Annotated in this window: 21 protein-coding genes and 5 pseudogenes; 16 read left to right on the forward strand and 10 right to left on the reverse strand. The window is 41.5% G+C overall.

Annotated elements, in window-relative coordinates; all coding sequences use genetic code 11:
* Positions 1-16: 16 nt before the first annotated feature.
* Entirely contained in the window at positions 17-2,155 is a 2,139-nt protein-coding gene (gene selD, locus Q0Y52_RS02205) for a selenide, water dikinase SelD (protein WP_297817407.1), read from the forward strand.
* Here selD and Q0Y52_RS02210 read toward each other — a convergent pair.
* On the reverse strand, positions 2,152-2,418 hold the full coding sequence (locus Q0Y52_RS02210; RefSeq protein ID WP_271863662.1) for a DUF6356 family protein: 267 nt from the start codon (positions 2,416-2,418) through the stop codon (positions 2,152-2,154). The two genes, selD and Q0Y52_RS02210, sit on opposite strands and share 4 nt — an antisense overlap.
* A gap of 389 nt (positions 2,419-2,807) precedes the next feature.
* A complete protein-coding gene (locus Q0Y52_RS02215; RefSeq protein ID WP_297817414.1) occupies positions 2,808-3,707 on the reverse strand; it encodes a hypothetical protein in 900 nt (299 codons plus the stop codon).
* 313 nt (positions 3,708-4,020) lie between these two features.
* Here Q0Y52_RS02215 and Q0Y52_RS02220 point away from each other — a divergent pair, with 313 nt between their 5' ends.
* The 5 genes from Q0Y52_RS02220 to Q0Y52_RS02240 are packed head-to-tail and all read left to right on the forward strand — an operon-like array spanning position 4,021 to position 9,979.
* Entirely contained in the window at positions 4,021-5,184 is a 1,164-nt protein-coding gene (locus tag Q0Y52_RS02220) for a Gfo/Idh/MocA family oxidoreductase (RefSeq protein ID WP_297818101.1), read from the forward strand.
* Complete coding sequence (locus Q0Y52_RS02225) at positions 5,184-6,239, forward strand: sugar phosphate isomerase/epimerase (protein WP_297817417.1); 1,056 nt, start codon at positions 5,184-5,186, stop codon at positions 6,237-6,239. Before Q0Y52_RS02220 ends, Q0Y52_RS02225 begins: the two co-directional genes overlap by 1 nt.
* A gap of 24 nt (positions 6,240-6,263) precedes the next feature.
* A complete protein-coding gene (locus tag Q0Y52_RS02230) occupies positions 6,264-7,499 on the forward strand; it encodes a sugar MFS transporter (protein ID WP_297817420.1) in 1,236 nt (411 codons plus the stop codon).
* A 54-nt stretch (positions 7,500-7,553) separates the two neighbouring features.
* Entirely contained in the window at positions 7,554-8,192 is a 639-nt protein-coding gene (locus Q0Y52_RS02235; protein ID WP_297817423.1) for a gluconate 2-dehydrogenase subunit 3 family protein, read from the forward strand.
* Positions 8,193-8,245: 53 nt separating this feature from the next.
* A complete protein-coding gene (locus tag Q0Y52_RS02240; RefSeq protein ID WP_297817426.1) occupies positions 8,246-9,979 on the forward strand; it encodes a GMC family oxidoreductase in 1,734 nt (577 codons plus the stop codon).
* Positions 9,980-10,067: 88 nt separating this feature from the next.
* Here the strand turns inward: Q0Y52_RS02240 and Q0Y52_RS02245 are convergent, their stop codons facing one another.
* Both Q0Y52_RS02245 and Q0Y52_RS02250 read right to left on the reverse strand, forming a co-directional pair.
* Positions 10,068-10,823, reverse strand: a complete 756-nt coding sequence (locus Q0Y52_RS02245) for an MBL fold metallo-hydrolase (protein WP_297817429.1) — start codon at positions 10,821-10,823, stop codon at positions 10,068-10,070.
* Between the two features lie 12 nt (positions 10,824-10,835).
* Entirely contained in the window at positions 10,836-11,009 is a 174-nt protein-coding gene (locus tag Q0Y52_RS02250) for a hypothetical protein (RefSeq protein WP_297817431.1), read from the reverse strand.
* A 173-nt stretch (positions 11,010-11,182) separates the two neighbouring features.
* On the opposite strand from Q0Y52_RS02250, the gene yjjX reads away from it, so the two are divergent.
* Together yjjX and Q0Y52_RS02260 are read left to right on the forward strand one after the other, a co-directional pair.
* Positions 11,183-11,713, forward strand: coding sequence for an inosine/xanthosine triphosphatase (gene yjjX, locus Q0Y52_RS02255; protein ID WP_297817434.1), 531 nt, complete (start codon positions 11,183-11,185; stop codon positions 11,711-11,713).
* Positions 11,714-11,861: 148 nt separating this feature from the next.
* Complete coding sequence (locus Q0Y52_RS02260; RefSeq protein WP_297817437.1) at positions 11,862-12,074, forward strand: hypothetical protein; 213 nt, start codon at positions 11,862-11,864, stop codon at positions 12,072-12,074.
* Positions 12,075-12,129: 55 nt separating this feature from the next.
* Here the strand turns inward: Q0Y52_RS02260 and Q0Y52_RS02265 are convergent, their stop codons facing one another.
* Positions 12,130-12,252 (reverse strand): hypothetical protein, encoded by a 123-nt coding sequence (locus Q0Y52_RS02265; RefSeq protein ID WP_297817440.1) that lies wholly within the window; start codon positions 12,250-12,252, stop codon positions 12,130-12,132.
* A 505-nt stretch (positions 12,253-12,757) separates the two neighbouring features.
* Between Q0Y52_RS02265 and Q0Y52_RS02270 the strand changes: the two genes are divergently transcribed.
* Both Q0Y52_RS02270 and Q0Y52_RS02275 read left to right on the forward strand, forming a co-directional pair.
* Positions 12,758-13,177 (forward strand): hypothetical protein, encoded by a 420-nt coding sequence (locus tag Q0Y52_RS02270; protein WP_297817442.1) that lies wholly within the window; start codon positions 12,758-12,760, stop codon positions 13,175-13,177.
* A gap of 230 nt (positions 13,178-13,407) precedes the next feature.
* Positions 13,408-13,566 (forward strand): annotated as a pseudogene (locus tag Q0Y52_RS02275) (IS256 family transposase); the annotation flags it as partial.
* Between the two features lie 16 nt (positions 13,567-13,582).
* Here the strand turns inward: Q0Y52_RS02275 and Q0Y52_RS02280 are convergent.
* Positions 13,583-14,191: pseudogene (locus tag Q0Y52_RS02280) on the reverse strand (IS66 family transposase); the annotation flags it as partial.
* 61 nt (positions 14,192-14,252) lie between these two features.
* Between Q0Y52_RS02280 and Q0Y52_RS02285 the strand changes: the two are divergent.
* Positions 14,253-15,409 (forward strand): IS3 family transposase gene (locus Q0Y52_RS02285; RefSeq protein ID WP_297817445.1). Its coding sequence is split into 2 segments (ribosomal slippage): positions 14,253-14,499 and positions 14,499-15,409, totalling 1,158 coding nucleotides; the frame shifts between segments, so codons are not numbered across the junction.
* Positions 15,410-15,416: 7 nt separating this feature from the next.
* Here Q0Y52_RS02285 and Q0Y52_RS02290 read toward each other — a convergent pair.
* The 3 genes and pseudogenes from Q0Y52_RS02290 to Q0Y52_RS02300 form a co-directional block, all read right to left on the reverse strand.
* Positions 15,417-16,310, reverse strand: a pseudogene (locus Q0Y52_RS02290) (IS66 family transposase); the annotation flags it as partial.
* 77 nt (positions 16,311-16,387) lie between these two features.
* Positions 16,388-16,738, reverse strand: a complete 351-nt coding sequence (gene tnpB / locus Q0Y52_RS02295) for an IS66 family insertion sequence element accessory protein TnpB (protein ID WP_297816922.1) — start codon at positions 16,736-16,738, stop codon at positions 16,388-16,390.
* Positions 16,735-17,031 (reverse strand): hypothetical protein, encoded by a 297-nt coding sequence (locus Q0Y52_RS02300; RefSeq protein WP_297816924.1) that lies wholly within the window; start codon positions 17,029-17,031, stop codon positions 16,735-16,737. The genes tnpB and Q0Y52_RS02300 overlap by 4 nt, the downstream gene beginning before the upstream one ends.
* 106 nt (positions 17,032-17,137) lie before the next feature.
* Here Q0Y52_RS02300 and Q0Y52_RS02305 point away from each other — a divergent pair.
* Positions 17,138-17,257 (forward strand): annotated as a pseudogene (locus Q0Y52_RS02305) (transposase); the annotation flags it as partial.
* A 9-nt stretch (positions 17,258-17,266) separates the two neighbouring features.
* On the opposite strand, the gene Q0Y52_RS02310 reads toward Q0Y52_RS02305, so the two are convergent.
* Positions 17,267-18,423, reverse strand: a protein-coding gene (locus Q0Y52_RS02310) for an IS3 family transposase (protein WP_297817448.1) whose coding sequence is annotated in 2 segments (ribosomal slippage) — positions 17,267-18,177 and positions 18,177-18,423 — 1,158 coding nt in all. Because the reading frame shifts where the segments join, the coding sequence is not laid out codon by codon here.
* A 56-nt stretch (positions 18,424-18,479) separates the two neighbouring features.
* On the opposite strand from Q0Y52_RS02310, the pseudogene Q0Y52_RS02315 reads away from it, so the two are divergent.
* The 4 genes and pseudogenes from Q0Y52_RS02315 to Q0Y52_RS02330 form a co-directional block, all read left to right on the forward strand.
* Positions 18,480-19,408: pseudogene (locus Q0Y52_RS02315) on the forward strand (IS256 family transposase); the annotation flags it as partial.
* Positions 19,409-19,691: 283 nt separating this feature from the next.
* Positions 19,692-20,657, forward strand: a complete 966-nt coding sequence (locus Q0Y52_RS02320) for an ABC transporter ATP-binding protein (RefSeq protein WP_297817451.1) — start codon at positions 19,692-19,694, stop codon at positions 20,655-20,657.
* A complete protein-coding gene (locus tag Q0Y52_RS02325; RefSeq protein WP_271863640.1) occupies positions 20,650-21,420 on the forward strand; it encodes an ABC transporter permease in 771 nt (256 codons plus the stop codon). Before Q0Y52_RS02320 ends, Q0Y52_RS02325 begins: the two co-directional genes overlap by 8 nt.
* Positions 21,420-22,076: an SAM-dependent methyltransferase gene (locus tag Q0Y52_RS02330; RefSeq protein WP_297817455.1), complete on the forward strand. Its 657-nt coding sequence runs from the start codon at positions 21,420-21,422 to the stop codon at positions 22,074-22,076. The genes Q0Y52_RS02325 and Q0Y52_RS02330 overlap by 1 nt, the downstream gene beginning before the upstream one ends.
* Positions 22,077-22,252 lie beyond the last annotated feature (176 nt).

Raw genomic sequence — 22,252 nt, forward strand, 5'->3', positions numbered from 1 at the left:
ATAAGTAAACATCACCATGTATGAACGTGACTTAGTGTTTATCGGCGGTGGGCATTCGCATTCTTTGGTGTTGAGAATGTTGGCTATGAAACCAATAGACAATGCGCGCTTAACACTCATTACCAATACGTTGTTAACGCCCTATTCAGGTATGCTGCCGGGCTATATTGCAGGTCATTACAGTGAACACGAGACACATCTAGACTTAAACAAATTGTGTAAAGCGGCACAGGTTCGTTTAATTCACGGTCGCGTCAACGGCATAGATTTAGCGAATAAAACAATACAATTAGACAACCAAGCCAGCATTGGATATGACAAAGTATCCATCAATACCGGCTCTACACCTAACGTCAATGTTACGGGTGCCCGTGAATTTGGTGTTGGGGTTAAGCCAGTTAGCCAACTCACTGCTAAGTGGCAAACACTAATTGCCCAAAAAACCAAGCACAATACGCCCCATTGGGCTGTTATTGGCGGTGGTGCGGCAGGGATTGAAATGGTACTTGCCATTGCTTATCGGTTTAAGCAGGCAGGCGATTCCTTAAAGCTGTCATTGGTGCAATCGGGCGCTACATTATTACCGGGTTATCATCGTAATGTACAAAAACACGTGGCGATTGCATTAAAGCAATATGGTATAGAATTGATTACAGGATTTCGCGTTTCTTGCGTCACTAAAAATGCGATTGAATCGGACACAGGCAACACCCTGAATATTGAAAAGTCTATTTGGTGCACTCCGGCAACGGCGCCGAAATGGCCGACACTTGCCGGACTTGATACGGACGAACGCGGATTTATTGCTGTAAATGAGTTTTTACAAAGCACCTCCCACAAGGATGTATTTGCCTGTGGTGATGTGGCAACTATGGTTCAATCACCTCGACCCAAAGCGGGTGTCTTCGCTGTGCGTGCGGCACCTTTTTTAACTAAAAACTTACGTGCTGCATTTAGCCAACAAGTGATGACACCTGTATCACTGCAAACTGATTTTTTGTCGCTCATTTCTCTTGGCGGTAAAAACGCAGTGGGCCAACGGGGTTGGTTAAGCTTAAAAGGTGAATGGGTTTGGCGATGGAAAGATCAAATCGACCAAAAATTTATGGCCTTGTTTTCTAAAAATCTACCTGCCATACCTGCAATGGATCACGAACCCATGCATTGCGCTGGGTGTGGCAGTAAAATTGGCCCTGCATTATTAGGCGATACCCTTAAAGAACTCAGTGTTTTTCCAAATAAACATTTTGATACAGATTTAACACAAGCAGAAGATGCGCCAGTTGCGGCAGTCATTAACAATACCTCGTTATTGCAAAGCATTGATGGGTTTCGCGCTTTTAGTGACGATGATTATAAATTGGGTATCGCGGCAACCCATCACGCTGTTAACGATTTATACGCCATGGGTTTACAGCCAACCAGCGCCCAAGTGTGGGTCAATTTAAAGTTTGAACACCCACGGTTAACCAAACGAGATTTTAAACGATTAATGCAAGGCGTCACCGACACCTTGCTTCACCATGAAACCACACTAGTGGGTGGCCATAGCACAGAGGGCATAGAGACCCATTTAGCGCTTGTGATCAATGGAACAGGCCACAAATATTGGCAAAAAAATGCCCCTCAAGAAGGTGATTGGTTACTTTTAAATAAACCATTGGGCTCTGGACTTATACTTGCGGCAGATTCCCAAGGTAAGGCGACCACTCAAAGTATTGAAGCACTGTGGCGTACCTTACTGCATTCAAATAGAGCGTTTTTCTTGACGCTCAAAAATATACAGATACACGCAGCCACTGACGTAACCGGTTTTGGTCTTATTGGGCATCTTTTAGAAATGCTTAAAGGAACACAATTTGGTGTAAAAATCATAACGGACAATGTGCCACTCATCGAAGGCGCACTTGAATTAAGTCGCCAAGGGTTTGAGTCCACATTAATGCCACAATTAATGCCGATGTTGCTTCAATGTGATACCAATAATGTAGATTGGGCGCTGATTAAATGTTTACTAGACCCTCAAACAAATGGTGGCTTACTGGTGTCTGTTTCAGCAGATGTGGGTCGTGACCTTATGAGTAAAAATGACGCGGTTAAGATTGGCGAGGTATATAAGGCTCAAGGCGATGAAAAAATATTGCAGTTAAGCTAAATCATATATTCTATCGGACTCTCAATATGTTCATTTGGGGCCACTTCACTACTAGCTTTCACCCTAAAAGTGACCATCTTTACATGTAACTCAGTAATGGCCTTACTGCCGGTTTTGATACATAAACCTGGCACTAAAGCATGAATAAAGCAGGCTATTGCTGCCTTAAAAAGTTTCATTGAAAAACTCATTGCGGTGAAAAAATGTTGTATGTATGTCTCGTTGACGGTCTTTGGATGGTCAATAAATAGTTGTTTAAACATATCTGTTTCCTATTGCTGAGTATAACTCGCTCGATGGCCTCATGGCTCAACATCATGTAGATAATATCACGTTAGTACGAACGAAGTTTCATTCCAATTCACTACTTTATTTTCTGTTATCAATCAATGACTCACTCAAAGGCGTTCACAACCTCCATTGAGGCACATTACAGTCCAAAAGCGGAAAAATAAAAGGCATGAAATAGCCCATCGGCTTTAATATTGGCCCGAAGACAGACGTTTTATCTGCATCAATCCTTGTGTACCAAAATTATCACAATGAGCCCAGTAATCCTTTTCTGAAAAAGATTTAACAACACCATTTTAAACATAATTAATACTCATTGTTACGGGCGACTCTGACAATAGACCAAGATTCGATTGGCGGGTTACAATGTGCAAACAAGCGCAATTTTACTGTTGAGTAAGTTCGTAGTGAGGCGCGTCACCCCCTTAGGGCAGACGTCAGAAACATCAGCAAAAGACCGCCAGCCTTTAACAGCATTTGTCTTATCCCACTGCATCAATACACTGTTGACTGCGGCGATGGCAAAACCGTTTCCAGACCAAGCGTAATAATAAGCACCTTTTGGTAAAGTAGTTAACCGTTCTATTTGGTCCGTATCAGGGTGATAACTTTTCAATTGCCATTGAATAGACTCCCCTGCACCAACAGACACGGTATAACTCATCAATGGCGAGTGTGGAATTGCTAACAAACTTGGACCAATATTTTCATCTAACACTTGGCTTGTCTGCTTTTGTACATCCGCTAGCTGCAATGTGTGAGACTCTCCCAGAACAAACAGCATCACCCGGTTATTATCTACCCAAGCGTGATATCCAACTGGATTGATATGGGTCAATAACTCACTTGCAGGCTTAGCAGATGGCCGCTCAGGATATAATGGATAGCGCCAGAGTTTCTGTTCATCATTAACAGCTCGTATCACAGAAAAGCTGTTTCCAGATGGCATTAAAGTTGGTGAATACTCACTTTCGGATGAATTTGTTAAATTTGAAATCTGACCTGACTTAAGAGAAATAAGCATACTGTCAGTTTGCTCGACCTTGTTTTTTGTTAGCGCAGAGGTATAAAGTAGCGCATCACTATCTGGCAAAAAAAAAGGCTGGTTCTCGTATGCGGATGTGTTAGTTAGCGCCTTAAGATGACTCACTTTTAATCGCTGATCTTTAAGCACTAAATCACCCAAGTAAATATCAAAACCCGGCATCTTGGCAGATGCTGAAAAAATCATAAACCCTAATAAACCAGTCATTAATTTCATATGTTACCTTTCACTATTATGCCTGTTTATCTCTCATGTATCGGTCGAGACTCAAGTCATGTATTTAGATACTGAAGCGTATGTATTTGTTCAAGCTACTCTAGACAAAAGATGGACAACCAAAGCAGGTTAAATTCAGAAGTCATATAAAAATTAAACACGCCGAATTTATTGCATTCTATTGCCGAATTTATCTTAGGCTCGAGTAACTTAAATAAGCTAGCATATTTAACATAAATTTAACTTATGATTATTCAATTAATCTATTTAGTGATAACTGGGCAACACCTTGGAACAGTCTAAAAAAATAAGAATGGGAATGGTCGGTGGTGGCCAAGATGCATTTATTGGTGCAGTGCATCGAATGGCAGCTAACCTAGATGGCAATATTGAATTAGTATGCGGTGCTTTCAGCTCAGATCCAGAAAAAAGTATATCTTCTGGCAAACACTTGTATTTACCTGCTACTCGATGTTACGCAGATTATGCCCAAATGTTCGCGGCAGAAGCTAAGTTACCGATACACCAAAGAATGCAGTTTGTTTCTATTGTTACGCCTAATCATTTGCATTTCCCTGTCGCTAAAGCGGCACTAGAAGCAGGGTTTCATGTACTCAGCGATAAGCCCGCTACTTTCACACTTCAAGAAGCATTGGACTTAGCAGAACTATTAAAAACATCTCACCAACTATACGGACTCACTCATACCTACAATGGTTATCCTTTGATTAAACAAGCCAAACACTTAATAGCAACGGGCATTTTGGGGAAAATCAAAAAAGTAGTAGTGGAATACAGCCAAGATTGGTTAGCAAGTAAAAATGATGAACTGAGTAAACAAGCACAATGGCGTGTTGACCCCTCAAGAGCAGGTGTAAGCTGCTGTATGGGAGATATTGGGGTGCATGCTGCCAATTTGGCTGAATATGTCACAGGTGCGAACATTTCAGCTATGTGTGCAGACTTAAATGCGGTGGTTGATGGTCGTCAACTCGACGACGATGGCACCGTATTATTGCGCTTTAATAACGGGGCTCGTGGCGTTTTAATGTCTAGTCAAATAGCAGTAGGCGAAGAAAACAACTTGCGCTTGCGAATATATGGAGACGAAGCCAGTATCGACTGGTCACAAATGGAGCCTAATAGTTTATGGCTAAGATCTAACACAAAATCTACCCAATTGATCCGCACTGGAGTGGGAGATTTTTGCCCTGCTGCTCAGGCAGCGATGCGCATACCCGCGGGGCACCCTGAAGGTTATTTAGAAGCCTTTGCCAATATTTATCAAAATTTTGCTAAACAAATACAAGCGTTTGAACAAGGCCTTCCATGCTCAAACGAAACATTCGACGTACCTGGAATTGTTCAAGCTGTCCGTGGCATGGCGTTTATCGAAAATACAGTGAAGTTTAGTCAGTCCGAATTAAAATGGCATGACTTCGATTTATCTCCCTCAACCGTTTCAGGAGTAGCCTAATGAAACAAATCAAAGGCCCTGGTATATTTTTAGCGCAATTCGCTAGCGATGACAAACCGTTCAACTCTTTTCCTGAAATTTGTAATTGGGCGGCAGGATTAGGTTTTAAAGGTATCCAAGTTCCGACTTGGGAAGGTCGATTGTTTAACTTAGAAATGGCGGCGAATAGCCAAGACTATTGCGATGAAATACGAGGTGTCGCAGGTGAAGCTGGACTAGAAATCACTGAGCTTTCCACCCATCTGCAAGGCCAGTTAGTTGCTGTAAACCCTGCTTACGATCAGATGTTTGACGGTTTTGCCCCAAAACATGTACGAAATAACCCTAAAGCACGCACCGAATGGGCAGTGGAACAAATGATGTATGCCGCTAAAGCCAGCCAGCGGTTAGGTTTAACAGGTCATGCCAGTTTTTCTGGTGCTTTATTATGGCAAACCATATACCCATGGCCTCAGCGCCCTGCTGGCGTGGTTGAGCAAGGCTTTACAGAATTAGCTAAGCGTTGGTTACCTATTTTAAACGCCTTTGATGAAGCCGGTGTAGACGTTTGTTACGAACTTCACCCAGGGGAAGATTTACACGACGGTGTGACCTTTGAACGCTTCCTAGAAGCCGTCGATAATCATCCCCGCGCCAATATATTGTATGACCCCAGTCATTTTGTATTACAACAACTCGACTACCTTGCCTTTATAGACATTTATCATGAACGCATTAAAGCCTTCCATGTAAAAGATGCAGAGTTCACTCCCAATGGGCGCAGTGGTGTATACGGCGGCTATCAAGCATGGATAGACAGACCTGGGCGCTTTCGCTCTTTAGGGGATGGCCAAATCGACTTTAAAGCCATTTTCAGCAAGATGACCCAGTACGACTTTGATGGTTGGGCCGTGATGGAATGGGAATGTTGCATTAAACACCCCCTTGATGGCGCGGCAGAAGGCGCTAAATTTATTAGCGAACATTTAATTAGACCAACCGAAAAAGCCTTTGACGATTTTGCAGGTGTAGAGCAAGACGTTGAAATGAATAATAAAATTTTGGGCCTAAAATGAGACGTTTAAAATGAGACTAACAATATGAGTAACACCGCAGAATTTACCGAAGCTCAAGCGAAAAGAGTATTTTTACTCAGTTGCATCGCATTAACTGTTACTTCAATGACATTTGCTATCCGCGCTGGGATCATCGGTGATTTGGGCATTCAATATGGCCTAACCACTGTACAGATGGGTTGGATTTTAGGTATGGGAACCTTTGGATTCCCTGTGGCAACTATGCTTGGAGGCATTTTATATAATGCCATAGGGGCAAAAAAAATAGTCTGGTGTGCATTTGTTGGCCACCTGATTGGAATAGGACTGACCATTACTTCAAGTAGTTTTTGGGGCTTAATGATTTCGACATTTTTGGTAAGTTTTGCCAATGGTTTAGTCGAAGCTGGTTGTAACCCTATGATTGCTGATCTATATCCAAAAAACAAAACCACCATGCTCAACAAATTTCATGTTTGGTTCCCTGGCGGTTTGGTGATTGGATCGCTCATTTCAGCAGGCATGACCTCCATGGGTATGGGCTGGGAACTTCAAGTTGCCGTGATTATTATTCCAACATTAATCTATGGCGCACTGATGTTAGGATGTGTTTTTCCAGAGTTTGATAAAATAACTAATTCGACGTCAAGCAACTTTACACATCTATTTTCACCCATGTATTTGTTTTTAATTTTTTGTATGACACTAACAGCCACCAGTGAACTGGGCACCGGCTCTTGGATTAATCAAATACTCGGTGCATCTGGCGCCCACCCCATGCTGATATTGGCTTTAGTGACAGGTATTATGGCCGTTGGACGCTTCTTTGCAGGTCCATTAGTACAGCGTTTTGCTCCTGCGGGCGTATTACTGATTTCCGCCATTTTGACCTCTCTCGGTTTATTCTTAATGATCCAGCTTCAAGGTAGCGCTGTGTACTTCGCGGCGGTAGTGTTCGCACTTGGCGTCACCTATTTTTGGCCGACTATGATTGGTTGTGTGGGTGAATACGTGCCGAAATCTGGAGCTTTGGGCATGTCTCTGATGGGTGGTGCAGGTATGTTGTCTGTCACGATTTGGAGTCCAATTATTGGTAGTTGGATTGAGAATGCAACTAACCAAGCCGAAGCATCCGGTTTAACGGGCAACGATTTAGCCCTTGCATCGGGCCAAGCTGCTCTGGGGAATTTAGTTATATTCCCATTGATTTTGATCGTCGCATTTGCAGGGTTTTATTGGTTTATGCGTAAAGTAAAAACTGAGCAGACCGTAGATTCATGAGCAGATATTGATACATAAAAGCACTTGTTTAGAAAACGTATTGAGGAGATTGATATGCCAACATATTTAATTAAAACCGAATTACAGAAAACAGTAAATGATCAAGGTAACCGCCGTCTTTTTATGAAAAAGATGGTTGGCTTATTTGGTGCAAGTACAGCATTAGCGGTCCTGTCAGGCTGCAGTAAACCTGAAACTGACACGTTTACAGCACAAGGGTTACCCTTATCAAAAAATGGCACTTTGTTTACAGAGCATGCACTCACTGTACTTTATAGCCTATGCGAAACCATACTGCCTAAAACAGACACACCTAGTGCAGTCGAAGCTGGATGTCATGAATTTGTCCCACATCAGCTGCAACACTGCCACTCGAAACAGCAACAAAATGACTGTATCCAAATTATAAACACCGTAGATATGCAGGCAAATAAAAAATTTGGCAAAACATTTGTGTTACTGCAGCCTCAACAGCAGCAGCAGTTGTTGCTAGATATTGAAAGTGATGCCTTAACGACAGATATTGAGAAAAGTCAATTTAGTTTTCTAAAAGCACTCATAGTATTTGGCTATTTCACCTCTGAGGTGGGCGCAACACAAGCACTCAATTACCAAGCTGTGCCAGGTGGCTTTAAAGGGTCTATACCAGCTACTGCAGAAACAAAATCTTGGGGTTCGCAGGCTTATTATTAAGTTTTGATAATAACGGTAAACGCACAGAACCAATCAGAATAAGAGTAAAAGACATGACAACAGATTTATATATTCACGAAAGCGCAATATTATACGATGCCATAGTGGTAGGTTCCGGTATGACTGGAGGCTGGGCTGCCAAAGAGTTTTGTGAACGTGGCATGCAGACCTTAATGATAGAGCGCGGACGGGTAGTCGAACATCGAAAAGACTACATTACCGAAGGTAAAGGCCCGTGGGAATTTGAAAACAGAACCAAGGTCGACAACTTACTGACCGAAGAAATATACTCCACACAAAAAAAATGTTACGCCTTCAGTGATATGACCAAACACTTTTTTGGTAATGACAAAGATTTGCCTTACAGTACCGAAGAAGGGACTGGTTTTGATTGGATTAGAGCTAATCAATTAGGTGGGAAGTCCCTGCTGTGGCATCGCCAGTCTTATCGTTTAAGTGATTTTGATTTTGCAGCTAATAAGGCAGATGGTCACGGAAATGATTGGCCTATTCGTTACAATGATCTTAAATCTTGGTACAGCCATGTAGAAACATTTGCAGGCATAAGTGGCAGCATGGAAGGTCTTGAACAATTGCCCGACAGCGAGTATTTGCCTCCATTTGAAATGATGGCACCTGAACTACATGTGAAGCAAAAAATAGAAGAGCAGTTTCCTGGCAGACATTTAATAATGGGACGCACAGCCCACTTAACAGAACCAACCCAGCTGCATCTAGATCAAGGTCGAGTAACCTGTCAGGCAAGAAATGAATGTCAGAAGGGATGTTCTTTCGGTGCATATTTTTCAACACAAAGCTCTACTTTGCCCGCCGCAGCGAAAACAGGTAACTTGTCGATTGCCCCCAATAGTGTAGTGCATAGCCTAATTTATGATGAAAAAACACAACGAGTGAAGGGCGTCAGGGTGGTTGATAACGACAACCTATCCACACGCGAATATTTTGCTAAAGTGGTTTTTTTATGTGCGTCGACCTTAGGCTCAGCACAAATAATGTTAAATACCAAAACCAAGTCGTTTCCAAACGGTATCGCTAATAGCTCTGGTGTGCTAGGCCATTATTTGATGGATCATAACTACAATGCCGGCGCTACAGCCACAGTAGAAGGCTTTGAAGATGAATATTTTTCAGGTAGGCGCCCTGGAGGTATATTAATCCCTAATTTTCAGTACAAACCATCATTATATAAGAAAGATTATATTCGTGGCTATGGGTTTTCAGGCGGAAGCTATCGTGAAAGCTGGGAAAGTAATGCCCAACAAAAAGGCATAGGCGCAGACTACAAAACTAGCCTGACTAAGGTAGGAAAGTGGAAAATGAAATTAGGTGCACAAGGGGAAATGTTGCCTCGGTTTGATAACTACATGGCCTTACATCCCACTAAAACTGACAAATGGGGCATTCCTCTTATTCATATTGACTGTACTTGGTCTGAAAACGAAAGATTAATGATGGCAGACGCAGAGCAAAACGCTGTTGATATGCTGACAAAAGCGGGACTAACGGAAGTCGAGAGTTTTAATTCGGTCGATAGGCGTAATCCTGGCCTTGCCATTCATGAATTAGGTACAGCAAGGATGGGGCGCGATCCAAAAGATTCAGTACTCAATGGCTTTAATCAATGTCACGACGTGGCTAATTTGTTTGTGACAGATGGCGCAAGTTTTTGTTCAAGCGCGGTTCAAAACCCATCCCTTACATTTATGGCAATAACAGTCAGAGCGGTCGATTATTGTGTCAATGAAATGAAGGGTAGGAGGATATAAATCCAAAGAGACTTGAAATAAGCAGCACAATCCAGTGCCATTATTATAAGTGGGGGTTAAATAACGCGACAAACAAGGCTAATATTAGTTAGCCTTGTTTTCTGAGCAATAAACGCTTTACCTTATTTTTAGCAGGTGTCCAAATGGTAAAAGGCTTTCTGGGTGCCACTGTCAGTACATGAGCAAAATCGCGTTCAGTTAACGCAACCTCACCACCATGGGCCAGCATCAAACTGGCAGGGTGTAAAGCCTGTACCTTTAGAATTGAATCGCGATATTGTTCAGGCAAATTCACTGGAATAGGCGGAATAAAACGGTCTTTCACTTTGACTAATAAATCTGCCACGTAGATCCGCTTTGAAGCGAGGTGCATAACAGATAAATCTCGATCCGTATGACCTGTAGTCAATAGCACACACCATTCATCAAAACCGGGTAATGTGTCCTGATCTGTCAACGCATAGTCAGTTTTCAGGTGTGGTGAATACCATAAATTTTTTTTAGCTTTGCCCATTCTGCTCGCCACCCATGTGGCTAATATAATATCCACAATGTGCGTAAATCTGCCAATTAGACCTGTGTACCATTGCCTGGACATATTGGCGCTAGCAATTCCACAACCGGTTATTTTACGTAATTTGTGGGCAGCACCTGCATGGTCTGGATGCATATGGGTAACGACAATTAATTTTAAATCAGTCAAAGAGCGACCTAAGTTGCCAGTAATAAACTGCTCAAGCATACTGATGTCTGCACGACAGCACCCATCAAGCAGCAATAAATTTTTGGGATATTCGACCAAATAAATCGATTGAATATGCCCTTGCAACTGATGTATTTTCAAGAGAAAAAAAAGTTAATATTCAATACCAGAAGCAACTTGTTGTTCAATATACTCAATAGCTTTTTGTAAACTACCAAAAGCGTCGACCAAATTTTTTCGGCCTTTATTCATCAGTTGCGGATCGTTGTTTTCGGACATCATCCACACCCAAGTGCGGATCAAAGACTCTGGGGGCGCATTTTTCATGACAGGGGGTGTATCTCTTATTATCATTCTATTAAACTTTTAGCATTATATCCTGCTGAATCAATGTAATCGAGTAGTGTTTTAATATTAATAAAACGCTTAGTATTACAATTTCAGGTTATTGGCTTAAATAATCTACCCTATTTGTATTTCATGAGACATTAAGGATCAGAATGATAAAAATTGTAGTCGGGTCAAAAAACCCCGTGAAAATTAGCGCAGCACAAACCGCAATACGTGACGCTTTGTCTTTAAAAGAAGTGGAATGTATCGGTATAAATGCCCCTTCAAGCGTAGCTGAACAGCCAATGACAAGTGAAGAAACAAAGCTTGGCGCAGTTAACAGGATCCAATATTGTCAACAGCACACCCGTGCTGACTTTTATGTTGCAATTGAAGGAGGTGTTGATCAATTCGAATACGGTCCAGCAACGTTTGCTTTTGTAGCTATCGCCAATCAAAAAAATGTATCGATTGGGCGCAGCTGTAATCTGCCTTTGCCACCCATCATTTACCAAGCCCTTAAAAGCGGTGAAGAACTTGGTGATGTTATGGACAGATTATTTAATACTGACAACGTCAAACAAAAGCAAGGTGCTATTGGCCTTTTAACCCATGGGTTAGCCACAAGAGAAAGTGTATATAGGCAAGCGATTATACTGGCCATGGCGCCTTTTATTCATCCAGATTTGTATACAGGATGAGCATTAATTTTTTTAGTGAGTTAACTTCTTAGCTAATAAAAGATAGTAAAAAATTAGACTGAAAACCTTGGTTTTCTTGATTTAGCTGGTATCGTAATCCCTAATATAGCTCATAGTAAATTAAGTCGTAAGACCACAGAGGTTAAACATGCAACAGACACCCAAAGAATCACGTTTTTTTCTCTCCAAATATTTAAGTAAAATCGAACTTTTTGGTTGGGGATTGTGTATTTTCTCGATGATGACAATCGTTTTTGCCAAACACCTTTCACCCGAAACTGAGCCTTATGCTTGGATTGGCGCCATAATTGGTGCAGGTGTTATAGGTTGGGGAATGGCACGTAAACACAAACGAGGCTAATGCAGGCCATAGTAAGTTAAGCAAGCCATTTACCCCTTAAACACCAAGCTCACCACTACTCCAAATTTATTTTTAAGGTATCTATTCTGATGTCACCTTGTCGATATTGGGCAATGATTTTATCTAACATCTGGGCGAATAACTCAGGCTCACCATGAAAAGTCGAGTTAGATACCATTACTTGACCATCAAATATCCTAGTAGCATAAGCTAACTGTCGGTCAAATTAGGCAAAGTAGTGTTAGTGACGACTTATCAAAAGTTAAAGTGTCGGTTCAACATCAAGGGGAGCCCATGAAAAACGCATTAGAGCCTAATGCTAAGACCAGACAATCAGGACTAAATGTTTTATGGGCCAGACAGAAAATTAGTCAACGGACTAGGAATAATAACAACGATAGATTTGATGTGGATCAATCCAGCTTAACCTTGATTACCTGTTACCCCTTTGATAGTGTGATGCCATACCCAACTTATATATATTTTTTGCGAGCAATTGCGATTTAATCTCAATCTGTCATCAGTTAAAGACATAAATAACAACTTTTTCTGACGAATATGACCTAAACTTTGTAAACTCACTACTTATATAGTTTGTAAACATTGAATGGAATTCGCAAAAGTCTTTTTTAAGAGCGCATTAAGCGAAAAACACTTCATTAAAAACACAACGAGGAATAAAAATGACTTTATCAAAAACTACTCTAGCAATAACATTTGCCTTACTCAGTATTGGGATAAGCGCTTGTACTGATAATCAAAAAGAATCAGCTCAGGAGGCAGAAACAGAGACCAAAGAAATGGTCTCCAAGGCGAAGGAAAAATCATTAGAGTTATATGACAAAACCAAAGAAGGTGCACCTCAGCTTGACGACAGCGCAGTAGATATGACAGGTGATTTAAAAGAGAGCACAACTGAGGCTTATGAAGAATCCGAGGTTAAGACTAGTGAAGCATACGATGCCTCAGCCGAAAAAGCATCTGACGTTATGGATGCTACAAAGGAAAAAGCGGCAGAATTAAAAACTGATGCAGCTGAAAAACTAAAAGAAGCATGTATCGCTACTCAGAAAAAGTTAGGGAAAGATCCTGAAGACTGTTAATGCAGTGTTCTTCAATTAGCGACAAAAGGGCGTTTTGCCCTTTTGTTTTTTAGCCTAGTTGAAAAATGTGAGCTAATCCATATTATCTCTTACCAACACCTAAATTGAGTTTTCATAATATCTGAGACTATATTTGCTACATCAAAAAGTAAAAAAGGAGGCTGTAACAAATTTTGTGTAACTGCTTATCATAAATTACTCTATTGAGAGTTAAGGATAGGCAGATGCAAATGAACAGAAAAGAACTTGAAGCTTTCGCTAAAGAAGCGGCCAAAGGCATTAAAACCCCAGAAGACTTGAATGATTTCAGCCGAATGCTGAAGAAAATAACCGTTGAGGCTGCATTAAATGCAGAGATGGATGAGCATTTAGGCTACGAGAAACGTAAGCGTCCGGCAATCCCACCTAGTCTTTAGCAAATCGCCATGGTAGCAGTGGCTCGATATCGGTGTTTTGAACCGAGACTTGTTCAAGTAAATGCATCATATAGTCGAACGGCGTTAGTCCGTTTGCCTTTGCAGTTTCTATAATGCTGTACAGTATGGCACTGGCCTTAGCGCCTTTGGCCGTTTGACTAAACAACCAGTTCTTTCTGCCTATGACGAAGGGTTTTATCGCGCGCTCAGCGCGGTTATTATCGATGTTCAGGTGACCATATTGGGTGTAAGTGTTGAGTTTACTCCACTGATTTAAGCAGTAGGTGATGGCTTCGCCTAATTTGCTTTTTGCCAATACCTGCGACTCTGATTTTATCAGCCACGCTTCGAACTGTTTGAGCAATATAGTGCTCTTTTCCTGCCTTACTTTCCGCCTGTTATCAGGTGCACTCGCTTTTATTTGCGTTTCAATACGATACAGCTTTTGAATATGGTTAAGTGCCCAATCGGCTCTGCCGCTAGATTTTTTGCCCTGTGCGGTTTTGGCTTCAACGAATTTACGTCTCGCATGGGCCCAACAGCCTGCGAGTGTCGCTTGGGTTTTGTGGTAACCCGCATAGCCATCCACTTGTAGATGTTGTGGTTGAATTAACCGGACACTTCAATAAAGGATTATAATCCTGTTAATTGAGGTGAATATGACTAAACGAACAAATAAACATTATCCCGCAGAATTTAAACAAGAAGCGGTCGCTCTGGTAATAGAGCAAGACTATCCAATCGTACAAGCTGCTGCATCTTTAGGTGTGACAGACAAACTACTTTACAACTGGGTAGCTAAGCATAAGAAACAGGCACTAGGTGATGCATTATCTGGTGATGAACGGGCAGAGTTAATTCAGCTCAGGAAAGATAGTAAACGTCTACAAATGGAGCGTGAAATCCTAAAAAAGGCCAGTGCCTTCTTCGCGAAAGAAATGAAGTAAGATATTCTTTTATAAGTGAGCTTGATGCGAAGTATCCGGTGTCAGTTGCTTGTAAAGTGATGGAAGTGAGTTCGTCAGCATACTACGCATGGCTAAAAAAACCTGGTGAACTCATTAGCGCTCAAACGCTAAGACTGTATCGACGAGCCAAAGCATTATTCAAGGCAAGTCGAAACAGTTTAGGCAGCAGAGAGCTTGCTAAAGCACTACGCAAAGAAGGCTTTGAAATAACGCGGTATCGCGCCATTAAGTTAATGGAACGGCTTAAATTAGTTGTGACTCAGCGAATAGCTTATAAAGTGACAACCAAGCGCAAACACAGTGATGCTGTGGCTGACAACTTGCTAAATATGAATTTCAATCCTGTTGGACCCAATCAAATTTGGGCGGGTGATGTGTCCTATTTAAAGACTGGTGAGGGCTGGTTATATCTAGCAATTGTCATGGATTTGTACTCACGCCGTATTGTGGGCTGGCATATATCAAAACGCATGACGCGTGATTTGGTCGAGCAAGCGCTGACAAAGGCTCATAATTTACGCAAGCCAGGCAAAGGTTTGGTGTTTCACAGTGACAGAGGCTCTCAGTACACGAGTAAAGGCTTTAGAAATCTACTGTCGCGATTAGAGTGTCGAGCTAGTATGGGGGATGTTGGAGCTTGCTGGGATAATGCTGTTGTGGAGCGCTTCTTTGGAAGTTTAAAGCATGATTGGTTGTTTAAAGTACCGCAGACCACTCGAACACATATGCGAGAAGATGTCGCTAGGTACATGAAATATTATAATGTTGAGCGACTACATTCAGCTAATTTGGATCAATCGCCAATTGAATTTGAAAACTCCTTTAGAAAAGTGTCCGGTTGGACTTGACCAGAACAAGATACCCGTTGTAACCCTGTAAATAATCCACGGCACATTGACCCGCGCGACTCGATTGATAGTCGTACAGCACGATATTTGGGATGTCAGTATTGGGTAATTTCCCTTCAGGTGAGTCGGCGCCTGAGGTATACACCCACATATAGCATTTCGCTTTATCTTCGCTGACGACTTTTAAGGTGGTTTCATCAGCGGCAATGACGCCTTGCTTAAGTATCAATTCGTGTAAATGGTCATATAGCGGTGTGAGCAAGTCAGCGCACCTCAACATCCAATCGGCCATAGTTTTGCGGCTCAGTTCAATACCGTATTGTTTGAACATCGCTTCTTGACGATACAGTGGCAACCCAAATTGATATTTACTGGTGATTACCTGACTAAGTAAGCTTGGTGTCGCATAACCTTTAGGGATAACTGAAGGTGGCACCGGTGCTTGTTTGATGTGATTGCTAATGCCGTCCTTTTCACATACACGACACGCATACTTAGGACGAACATGCTCTATCACTTTAACTTGAGCAGGGATGAATTCAAGCTTTTCAGTCTTGTCTTCACCTATCTTGTGCAATTCATTGTTACAGCAAGCACAGACTTTATCTTCCTGTGCAATATCATGGATAACCACTTCACGAGGTAATGTTTTTGGTAATGGTTTACGCTTAGGTTTATTGCGTGTGTAGCTGATGTCTTCTTTTTCGACAGGTGTTTCAGCAACCAGCTCTTCTGCTTCATTAAACAATTCACCTTGACCAGGGTGACCTTCGCTACTCGCCCCAAATTGTTTTTGTTGGGCAAGACGAAACTGCTCTTCAAGAAACTGATTGCGACTTTCTAATCGTTCAACTTGCTTGCTAAGCTCGGCTATTTGTTGGCGTAGTTGGGCTTTATTCATGTCACTTATTATAACCCTAAGTGACTGTTTTCAATTAGATTAAAACGTGATCGTTAAATGCTACTTATGATCGTACGTTATAACCCAGAGGCCGTGTAATCCAAGCTGCGATGTCCAACGACATCATAGCCACCGAGCAACCATGTTAACTGCTGCTCACTCAAATTAGTGTGTTTGAGTTGGCCACACTTAGGCCATTTGAAGCGTTGTTTCTCCAACCGTTTGTACCATAATGCAAACCCGGTTTTATCCCAGTATAAGAGTTTGAGTTTGTCTTGTTTTTTGTTACAGAAGATAAATAATGCACCGGAGAATGCGTTTAATGTTAATTCACTTTCGATAATCGCCAGCAAGCCATTAATCGACTTTCTAAAATCAACATGCTCAAGGTGCAAATAAATGTCATCTGGCTCAACGAACATTCTCATGATTGCAGTGCCTTAACGAAACTTGCCAACCAAACAGGCTCGCAAGACGTCGAAAAAGATAACGAAACCTCGCCCAATCTGACAGATACTGATGGTTGAATAGTCGCGTCGATAGCAGACTTGCTAGCTTTTACAAAACGAGGCGGGTTAACTTGCTGTTGTAATCGCCCACGAAATTTATAAAAACTTGATGTGCTAACTCTGTGCTCTTTACAGAAATCAACAATGGCTAACCCACTCGTTTGTTGTTGGCTTATCAATTTCTGCCATTCATCTAGTGTTTTATGCTTCATAATACCTCCCATTACAGTGAGGAAGTATTTTCGAATGAATAATGGATGACTGCTAGGCGTGGATCACCGGACGCTTACCGAGAAACATGCTAAGTCAGTAGTCAAAAATAGTCGTAACGGCAGAACTTCTAAACGGATAAAAACGGAAGATGGTGAGTTCGACCTCGACACACCACGTGATCGTGATGGCTCTTTTGAGCCTAAGTTGGTCAAAAAAAATCAGTCTCTGTTCTGGTCAAGTCCAACCGGACACTTTTCTAAAGGAGTTTTCAAATTCAATTGGCGATTGATCCAAATTAGCTGAATGTAGTCGCTCAACATTATAATATTTCATGTACCTAGCGACATCTTCTCGCATATGTGTTCGAGTGGTCTGCGGTACTTTAAACAACCAATCATGCTTTAAACTTCCAAAGAAGCGCTCCACAACAGCATTATCCCAGCAAGCTCCAACATCCCCCATACTAGCTCGACACTCTAATCGCGACAGTAGATTTCTAAAGCCTTTACTCGTGTACTGAGAGCCTCTGTCACTGTGAAACACCAAACCTTTGCCTGGCTTGCGTAAATTATGAGCCTTTGTCAGTGCTTGCTCGACCAAATCACGCGTCATGCGTTTTGATATATGCCAGCCCACAATACGGCGTGAGTACAAATCCATGACAATTGCTAGATATAACCAGCCCTCACCAGTCTTTAAATAGGACACATCACCCGCCCAAATTTGATTGGGTCCAACAGGATTGAAATTCATATTTAGCAAGTTGTCAGCCACAGCATCACTGTGTTTGCGCTTGGTTGTCACTTTATAAGCTATTCGCTGAGTCACAACTAATTTAAGCCGTTCCATTAACTTAATGGCGCGATACCGCGTTATTTCAAAGCCTTCTTTGCGTAGTGCTTTAGCAAGCTCTCTGCTGCCTAAACTGTTTCGACTTGCCTTGAATAATGCTTTGGCTCGTCGATACAGTCTTAGCATTTGAGCGCTAATGAGTTCACCAGGTTTTTTTAGCCATGCGTAGTATGCTGACGAACTCACTTCCATCACTTTACAAGCGACTGACACAGGATACTTAGCATCAAGCTCACTTATAAAAGAATATCTTACTTCATTTCTTTCGCGAAGAAGGCACTGGCCTTTTTTAGGATTTCACGCTCCATTTGTAGACGTTTACTATCTTTCCTGAGCTGAATTAACTCTGCCCGTTCATCACCAGATAATGCATCACCTAGTGCCTGTTTCTTATGCTTAGCTACCCAGTTGTAAAGTAGTTTGTCTGTCACACCCAAAGATGCAGCAGCTTGTACGATTGGATAGTCTTGCTCTATTACCAGAGCGACCGCTTCTTGTTTAAATTCTGCGGGATAATGTTTATTTGTTCGTTTAGTCATATTCACCTCAATTAACAGGATTATAATCCTTTATTGAAGTGTCCGGTTAATTCAACCACAGCACTCGATTTACATCCATGGATGAGAAAATCCTTTGGCTATATGCGCAAGGCATGAGCACACGTGAAATCGTACAAGCCTTTGATTAATGGTACGGGGCAGACATCTCACCCACGCTTATGTCGAGAGTGACTAACGCCGTCATCGACAAAGTCGTTGAATGGCAATCACGACCGCTCGACCCCATTTATCCGATTATTTATCTCGATTGTCTTGTGGTGAAAATTCGCCAAGATAAACGTGTTATCAATAAATCCATCTTCCTTGCGCTTGGTATTAATACCGAAGGCCACAAAGAGCTAATGGGCATGTGGGTAGCCGAGAACGAAGGCGCTAAGTTCTGGTTGAGTGTGCTGACTGAGCTGCAACATCGTGGTGTAGAAGATATTCTAATTGCCTGTGTAGAGATGGCCTCAAAGGCTTCCCTGACGCGATTAACGCAGTCTTTCCACAAACCCATGTTCAGCTTTGTATCGTGCACATGGTGCGTAACTCACTTAAATACGTTTCTTGGAAAGACTACAAGGCTGTTACTACTGATTTAAAGAGTGTGTATCGTTCAAGTACAGAGGAAGAAGCCTTGCTTGAACTAGAGCGTTTTAGCGACACCTGGGACGAGCAATATCCGCAAATTAGTAAGTCATGGCGAGCACAATGGCAGAACGTAAATACTATCTTTAATTATCCTGCGGACATCCGAAAAGCGATATATACGACCAACGCGATTGAGTCTCTCAACAGCGTTATCCGTAAGGCACTTAAGAAACGAAAGATATTTCCAAGCGACGATTCAGCTAAGAAAATGGTGTACTTAGCCATTACCGAAGCATCAAAAAAATGGTCTATGCCAATTCATAACTTGCGGCAGGCGATGGTTCGCTTTATTATCGAGTTCGGGGAACGCCTCGAGAAACATCTTAAATAATGGCAGTTACACAGAATCTGTTACAGGCTCTAAAAAGATAAGCAGTGACAAAAATATTAGCCTTCTAACAATAACCTACTCATTAAACAAATCTAAAAATTTACTCATAAGCTTGAATTGATCTCAGGAAACACAATATTATGTCCTAGAGACAGCCATTTCTCTTCTCAAAAATAAAACACACTTTGCACACTTTAATCGATAGAATTCGCTACACGAACTCGTGCTAACTATACGCATAGGTCTATCTCAATTTCGATTCACACTTTATTTGGCAGTCAATATGAACGCACTGAGTATCAAAGGATTAACCAAAACCTATAAGGGCGGTACCGAAGCCTTAAAAAACATAGATTTAACGGTAAAACAAGGGGATTTCTTCGCTTTACTTGGGCCTAATGGTGCTGGTAAATCAACTGCCATTGGGATCATTAGCTCGCTTGTGAATAAAACTCAAGGAGACGTTGATATATTTGAGTTTTCGTTAGCGACTCAGCCCATTGAGGCAAAATCTTGTATTGGTCTGGTACCACAAGAATTTAATTTTAATCAATTCGAACCCCTAATACAGATCATGCTAAATCAGGCGGGTTATTATGGTGTGCCTAAAAATGTCGCGAAACCCAGAGCCGAGAAATACCTTAAACAACTTGACCTATGGGACAAGCGTGATTCTCCTGCTAGGCAGCTTTCTGGCGGTATGAAAAGGCGATTAATGATCGCCAGAGCGCTTATGCATGAACCAAGAATGCTTATTCTTGATGAACCTACGGCCGGCGTAGATATTGAAATACGCCGCTCTATGTGGTCTTTTTTACAAGAAATTAATCGCCAAGGTGTGACGATTATTCTTACTACACACTACCTCGAAGAAGCAGAAATGTTGTGTCGCAATATCGCTATTATTGATAAAGGCATCATTGTACGTAATACCAGCATGAAGGCTTTACTTGCCACGTTGAACACTGAAACTTTTGTACTTGATTTATCTAAGAACTTACCTTCTTTAATTCTAGATGGCTTTGAAAGTCGTTTAGTTGACGAGCATACCTTAGAAGTAGATGTGCCTAAGCAGGCCGGGCTCAACTCAGTTTTTGAACAGTTAACTCAAAAAGAGATACAAGTATTGAGTATGCGAAATAAATCAAACAGATTAGAAGAATTATTCGTTAGAATGGTCGAGTCAGGAAGAGTCTCAAAAGACGTTAATTCAAACACAAAACAAGTTGTAGGAGACGCCAATGAATAGCCTCAATATGGTAGCCCTTAGGACAATGTGGCGCAAAGAATGTTTACGTTTTTTAAGAATTTGGATCCAAACTCTGCTTCCACCTGCTATTACTATGTCGCTATACTTTGTGATTTTCGGTAATTTAATCGGCAGTAGAATAGGCAAAATGGGCGGCTTTAGTTATATGGAGTTTATTGTGCCAGGCTTAATCATGATGGCAGTGATCACCAATGCTTACTCTAATGTATCTTCTTCTTTTTACAGCGCTAAATATCAACGAAATATTGAGGAGTTATTAGTTGCCCCCGTTTCGAATTGGATAATTATTGCTGGATACGTAGGGGGTGGCGTCGCCCGAGGGATGCTGGTTGGCATTATTGTTACCATCGTATCGCTATTTTTTGTAGATATACATATTCACAATTTGCTGATTATTTTTATTACTTTATTATTAACCACAGTATTATTCTCTACTGCTGGACTGATTAACGGCATTTTCGCCAATTCATTTGATGATGTGAGCATTGTACCCACCTTCATTCTCACACCATTAACTTACTTAGGCGGCGTTTTTTACTCATTAAGTTTATTGCCTGAATTTTGGCAGTGGGTGAGTAAGATCAATCCTATTGTGTATATGGTAAGTGGCTTCAGGTTCGGTTTTCTTGGCGTGTCAGATATTAACTTCTATGTGTCTTTGGGCATATTAATAGGATTTAATCTGGTGTTACTTGGTTGGGCTTATTCTCTCATTAATCGTGGTGTGGGTATTCGTAGTTAATGCAACAACAATCACGCACTATCAGCACCAATCAAACGGGTATTCATCAGAATTTACATAAGGTGGTTACTCGACAACTTGCCACAGCAAGTCAAAAGCCACTATCAGCGCATACTCAACAAGCCTTTCAAGATGCAACTAGTTGGCTTGGAGATTGGCAGGGAGATCTTATATTAGACTCTTGTTGCGGTGTAGGTGAAAGCACAGTGAATATTGCACAGGCTCATCCTAATGCTCGAGTAATAGGCATTGATAAATCCGCTTTACGTACAGACAAACATCAAGCTTACGCAAGTACTTTACAAAACTATTTGGTGTTGCGTGCAGATCTCAGTGATTTTTTAAGATTACTGGTTCTTTCTGATAAAAAATTGACTAAACATTATTTACTGTATCCTAATCCCTATCCTAAGTCAGCACATCTGCAGCGTCGTTGGTATGCCTCATCGGCATTACGAGACATGTTGAAATTGGGCGGAATACTTGAAGTAAGAAGTAATTGGCAGTTATATATACAAGAGTTTTCAGCCGCTTTAGCTATTGCTAATGTCAGTAATCAAATCGGGGTATTTGAGAGTGATAAAGCAATCACTCCCTTCGAACGGAAATACTGGCAAAGCGGACAAAGCAGCTGGCAACTGTTAGCAAATCTATAACAGTATTGCAGAAATGTGTAACGAGAGTATTGTCTGTAATCACACATTGAATGTCCAAAAAAGCACCACACTCCCTGGACAACTGGTTGAATTTCATGCGCTTTACGCGGTTTCTTTAATCGAATAGTGTTTAATATGTGTCCAATTTTTTAAGTTAAGATTGAAGAAACTTGAAG

The organism is uncultured Paraglaciecola sp. (assembly GCF_943787955.1).
Lineage (GTDB): Bacteria > Pseudomonadota > Gammaproteobacteria > Enterobacterales > Alteromonadaceae > Paraglaciecola.

Excerpts from the sequence above, each read along its gene's own strand:
- Q0Y52_RS02240 (WP_297817426.1), top strand. The coding sequence starts at position 8,246 with ATGACAACAGATTTATATATTCACGAAAGCGCAATATTATACGATGCC.
- Q0Y52_RS02250 (WP_297817431.1), bottom strand. The coding sequence starts at position 11,009 with ATGAAAAATGCGCCCCCAGAGTCTTTGATCCGCACTTGGGTGTGGATG.
- Q0Y52_RS02235 (WP_297817423.1), top strand. The coding sequence starts at position 7,554 with ATGCCAACATATTTAATTAAAACCGAATTACAGAAAACAGTAAATGAT.
- Q0Y52_RS02225 (WP_297817417.1), top strand. The coding sequence starts at position 5,184 with ATGAAACAAATCAAAGGCCCTGGTATATTTTTAGCGCAATTCGCTAGC.
- selD (WP_297817407.1), top strand. The coding sequence starts at position 17 with ATGTATGAACGTGACTTAGTGTTTATCGGCGGTGGGCATTCGCATTCT.
- yjjX (WP_297817434.1), top strand. The coding sequence starts at position 11,183 with ATGATAAAAATTGTAGTCGGGTCAAAAAACCCCGTGAAAATTAGCGCA.
- Q0Y52_RS02330 (WP_297817455.1), top strand. The coding sequence starts at position 21,420 with ATGCAACAACAATCACGCACTATCAGCACCAATCAAACGGGTATTCAT.
- Q0Y52_RS02265 (WP_297817440.1), bottom strand. The coding sequence starts at position 12,252 with ATGGTATCTAACTCGACTTTTCATGGTGAGCCTGAGTTATTCGCCCAG.
- Q0Y52_RS02215 (WP_297817414.1), bottom strand. The coding sequence starts at position 3,707 with ATGAAATTAATGACTGGTTTATTAGGGTTTATGATTTTTTCAGCATCT.
- Q0Y52_RS02230 (WP_297817420.1), top strand. The coding sequence starts at position 6,264 with ATGAGTAACACCGCAGAATTTACCGAAGCTCAAGCGAAAAGAGTATTT.
- Q0Y52_RS02210 (WP_271863662.1), bottom strand. The coding sequence starts at position 2,418 with ATGTTTAAACAACTATTTATTGACCATCCAAAGACCGTCAACGAGACA.
- Q0Y52_RS02260 (WP_297817437.1), top strand. The coding sequence starts at position 11,862 with ATGCAACAGACACCCAAAGAATCACGTTTTTTTCTCTCCAAATATTTA.
- Q0Y52_RS02320 (WP_297817451.1), top strand. The coding sequence starts at position 19,692 with ATGAACGCACTGAGTATCAAAGGATTAACCAAAACCTATAAGGGCGGT.
- Q0Y52_RS02220 (WP_297818101.1), top strand. The coding sequence starts at position 4,021 with ATGGGAATGGTCGGTGGTGGCCAAGATGCATTTATTGGTGCAGTGCAT.
- Q0Y52_RS02300 (WP_297816924.1), bottom strand. The coding sequence starts at position 17,031 with ATGAAGCATAAAACACTAGATGAATGGCAGAAATTGATAAGCCAACAA.
- Q0Y52_RS02270 (WP_297817442.1), top strand. The coding sequence starts at position 12,758 with ATGACTTTATCAAAAACTACTCTAGCAATAACATTTGCCTTACTCAGT.
- Q0Y52_RS02325 (WP_271863640.1), top strand. The coding sequence starts at position 20,650 with ATGAATAGCCTCAATATGGTAGCCCTTAGGACAATGTGGCGCAAAGAA.
- tnpB (WP_297816922.1), bottom strand. The coding sequence starts at position 16,738 with ATGAGAATGTTCGTTGAGCCAGATGACATTTATTTGCACCTTGAGCAT.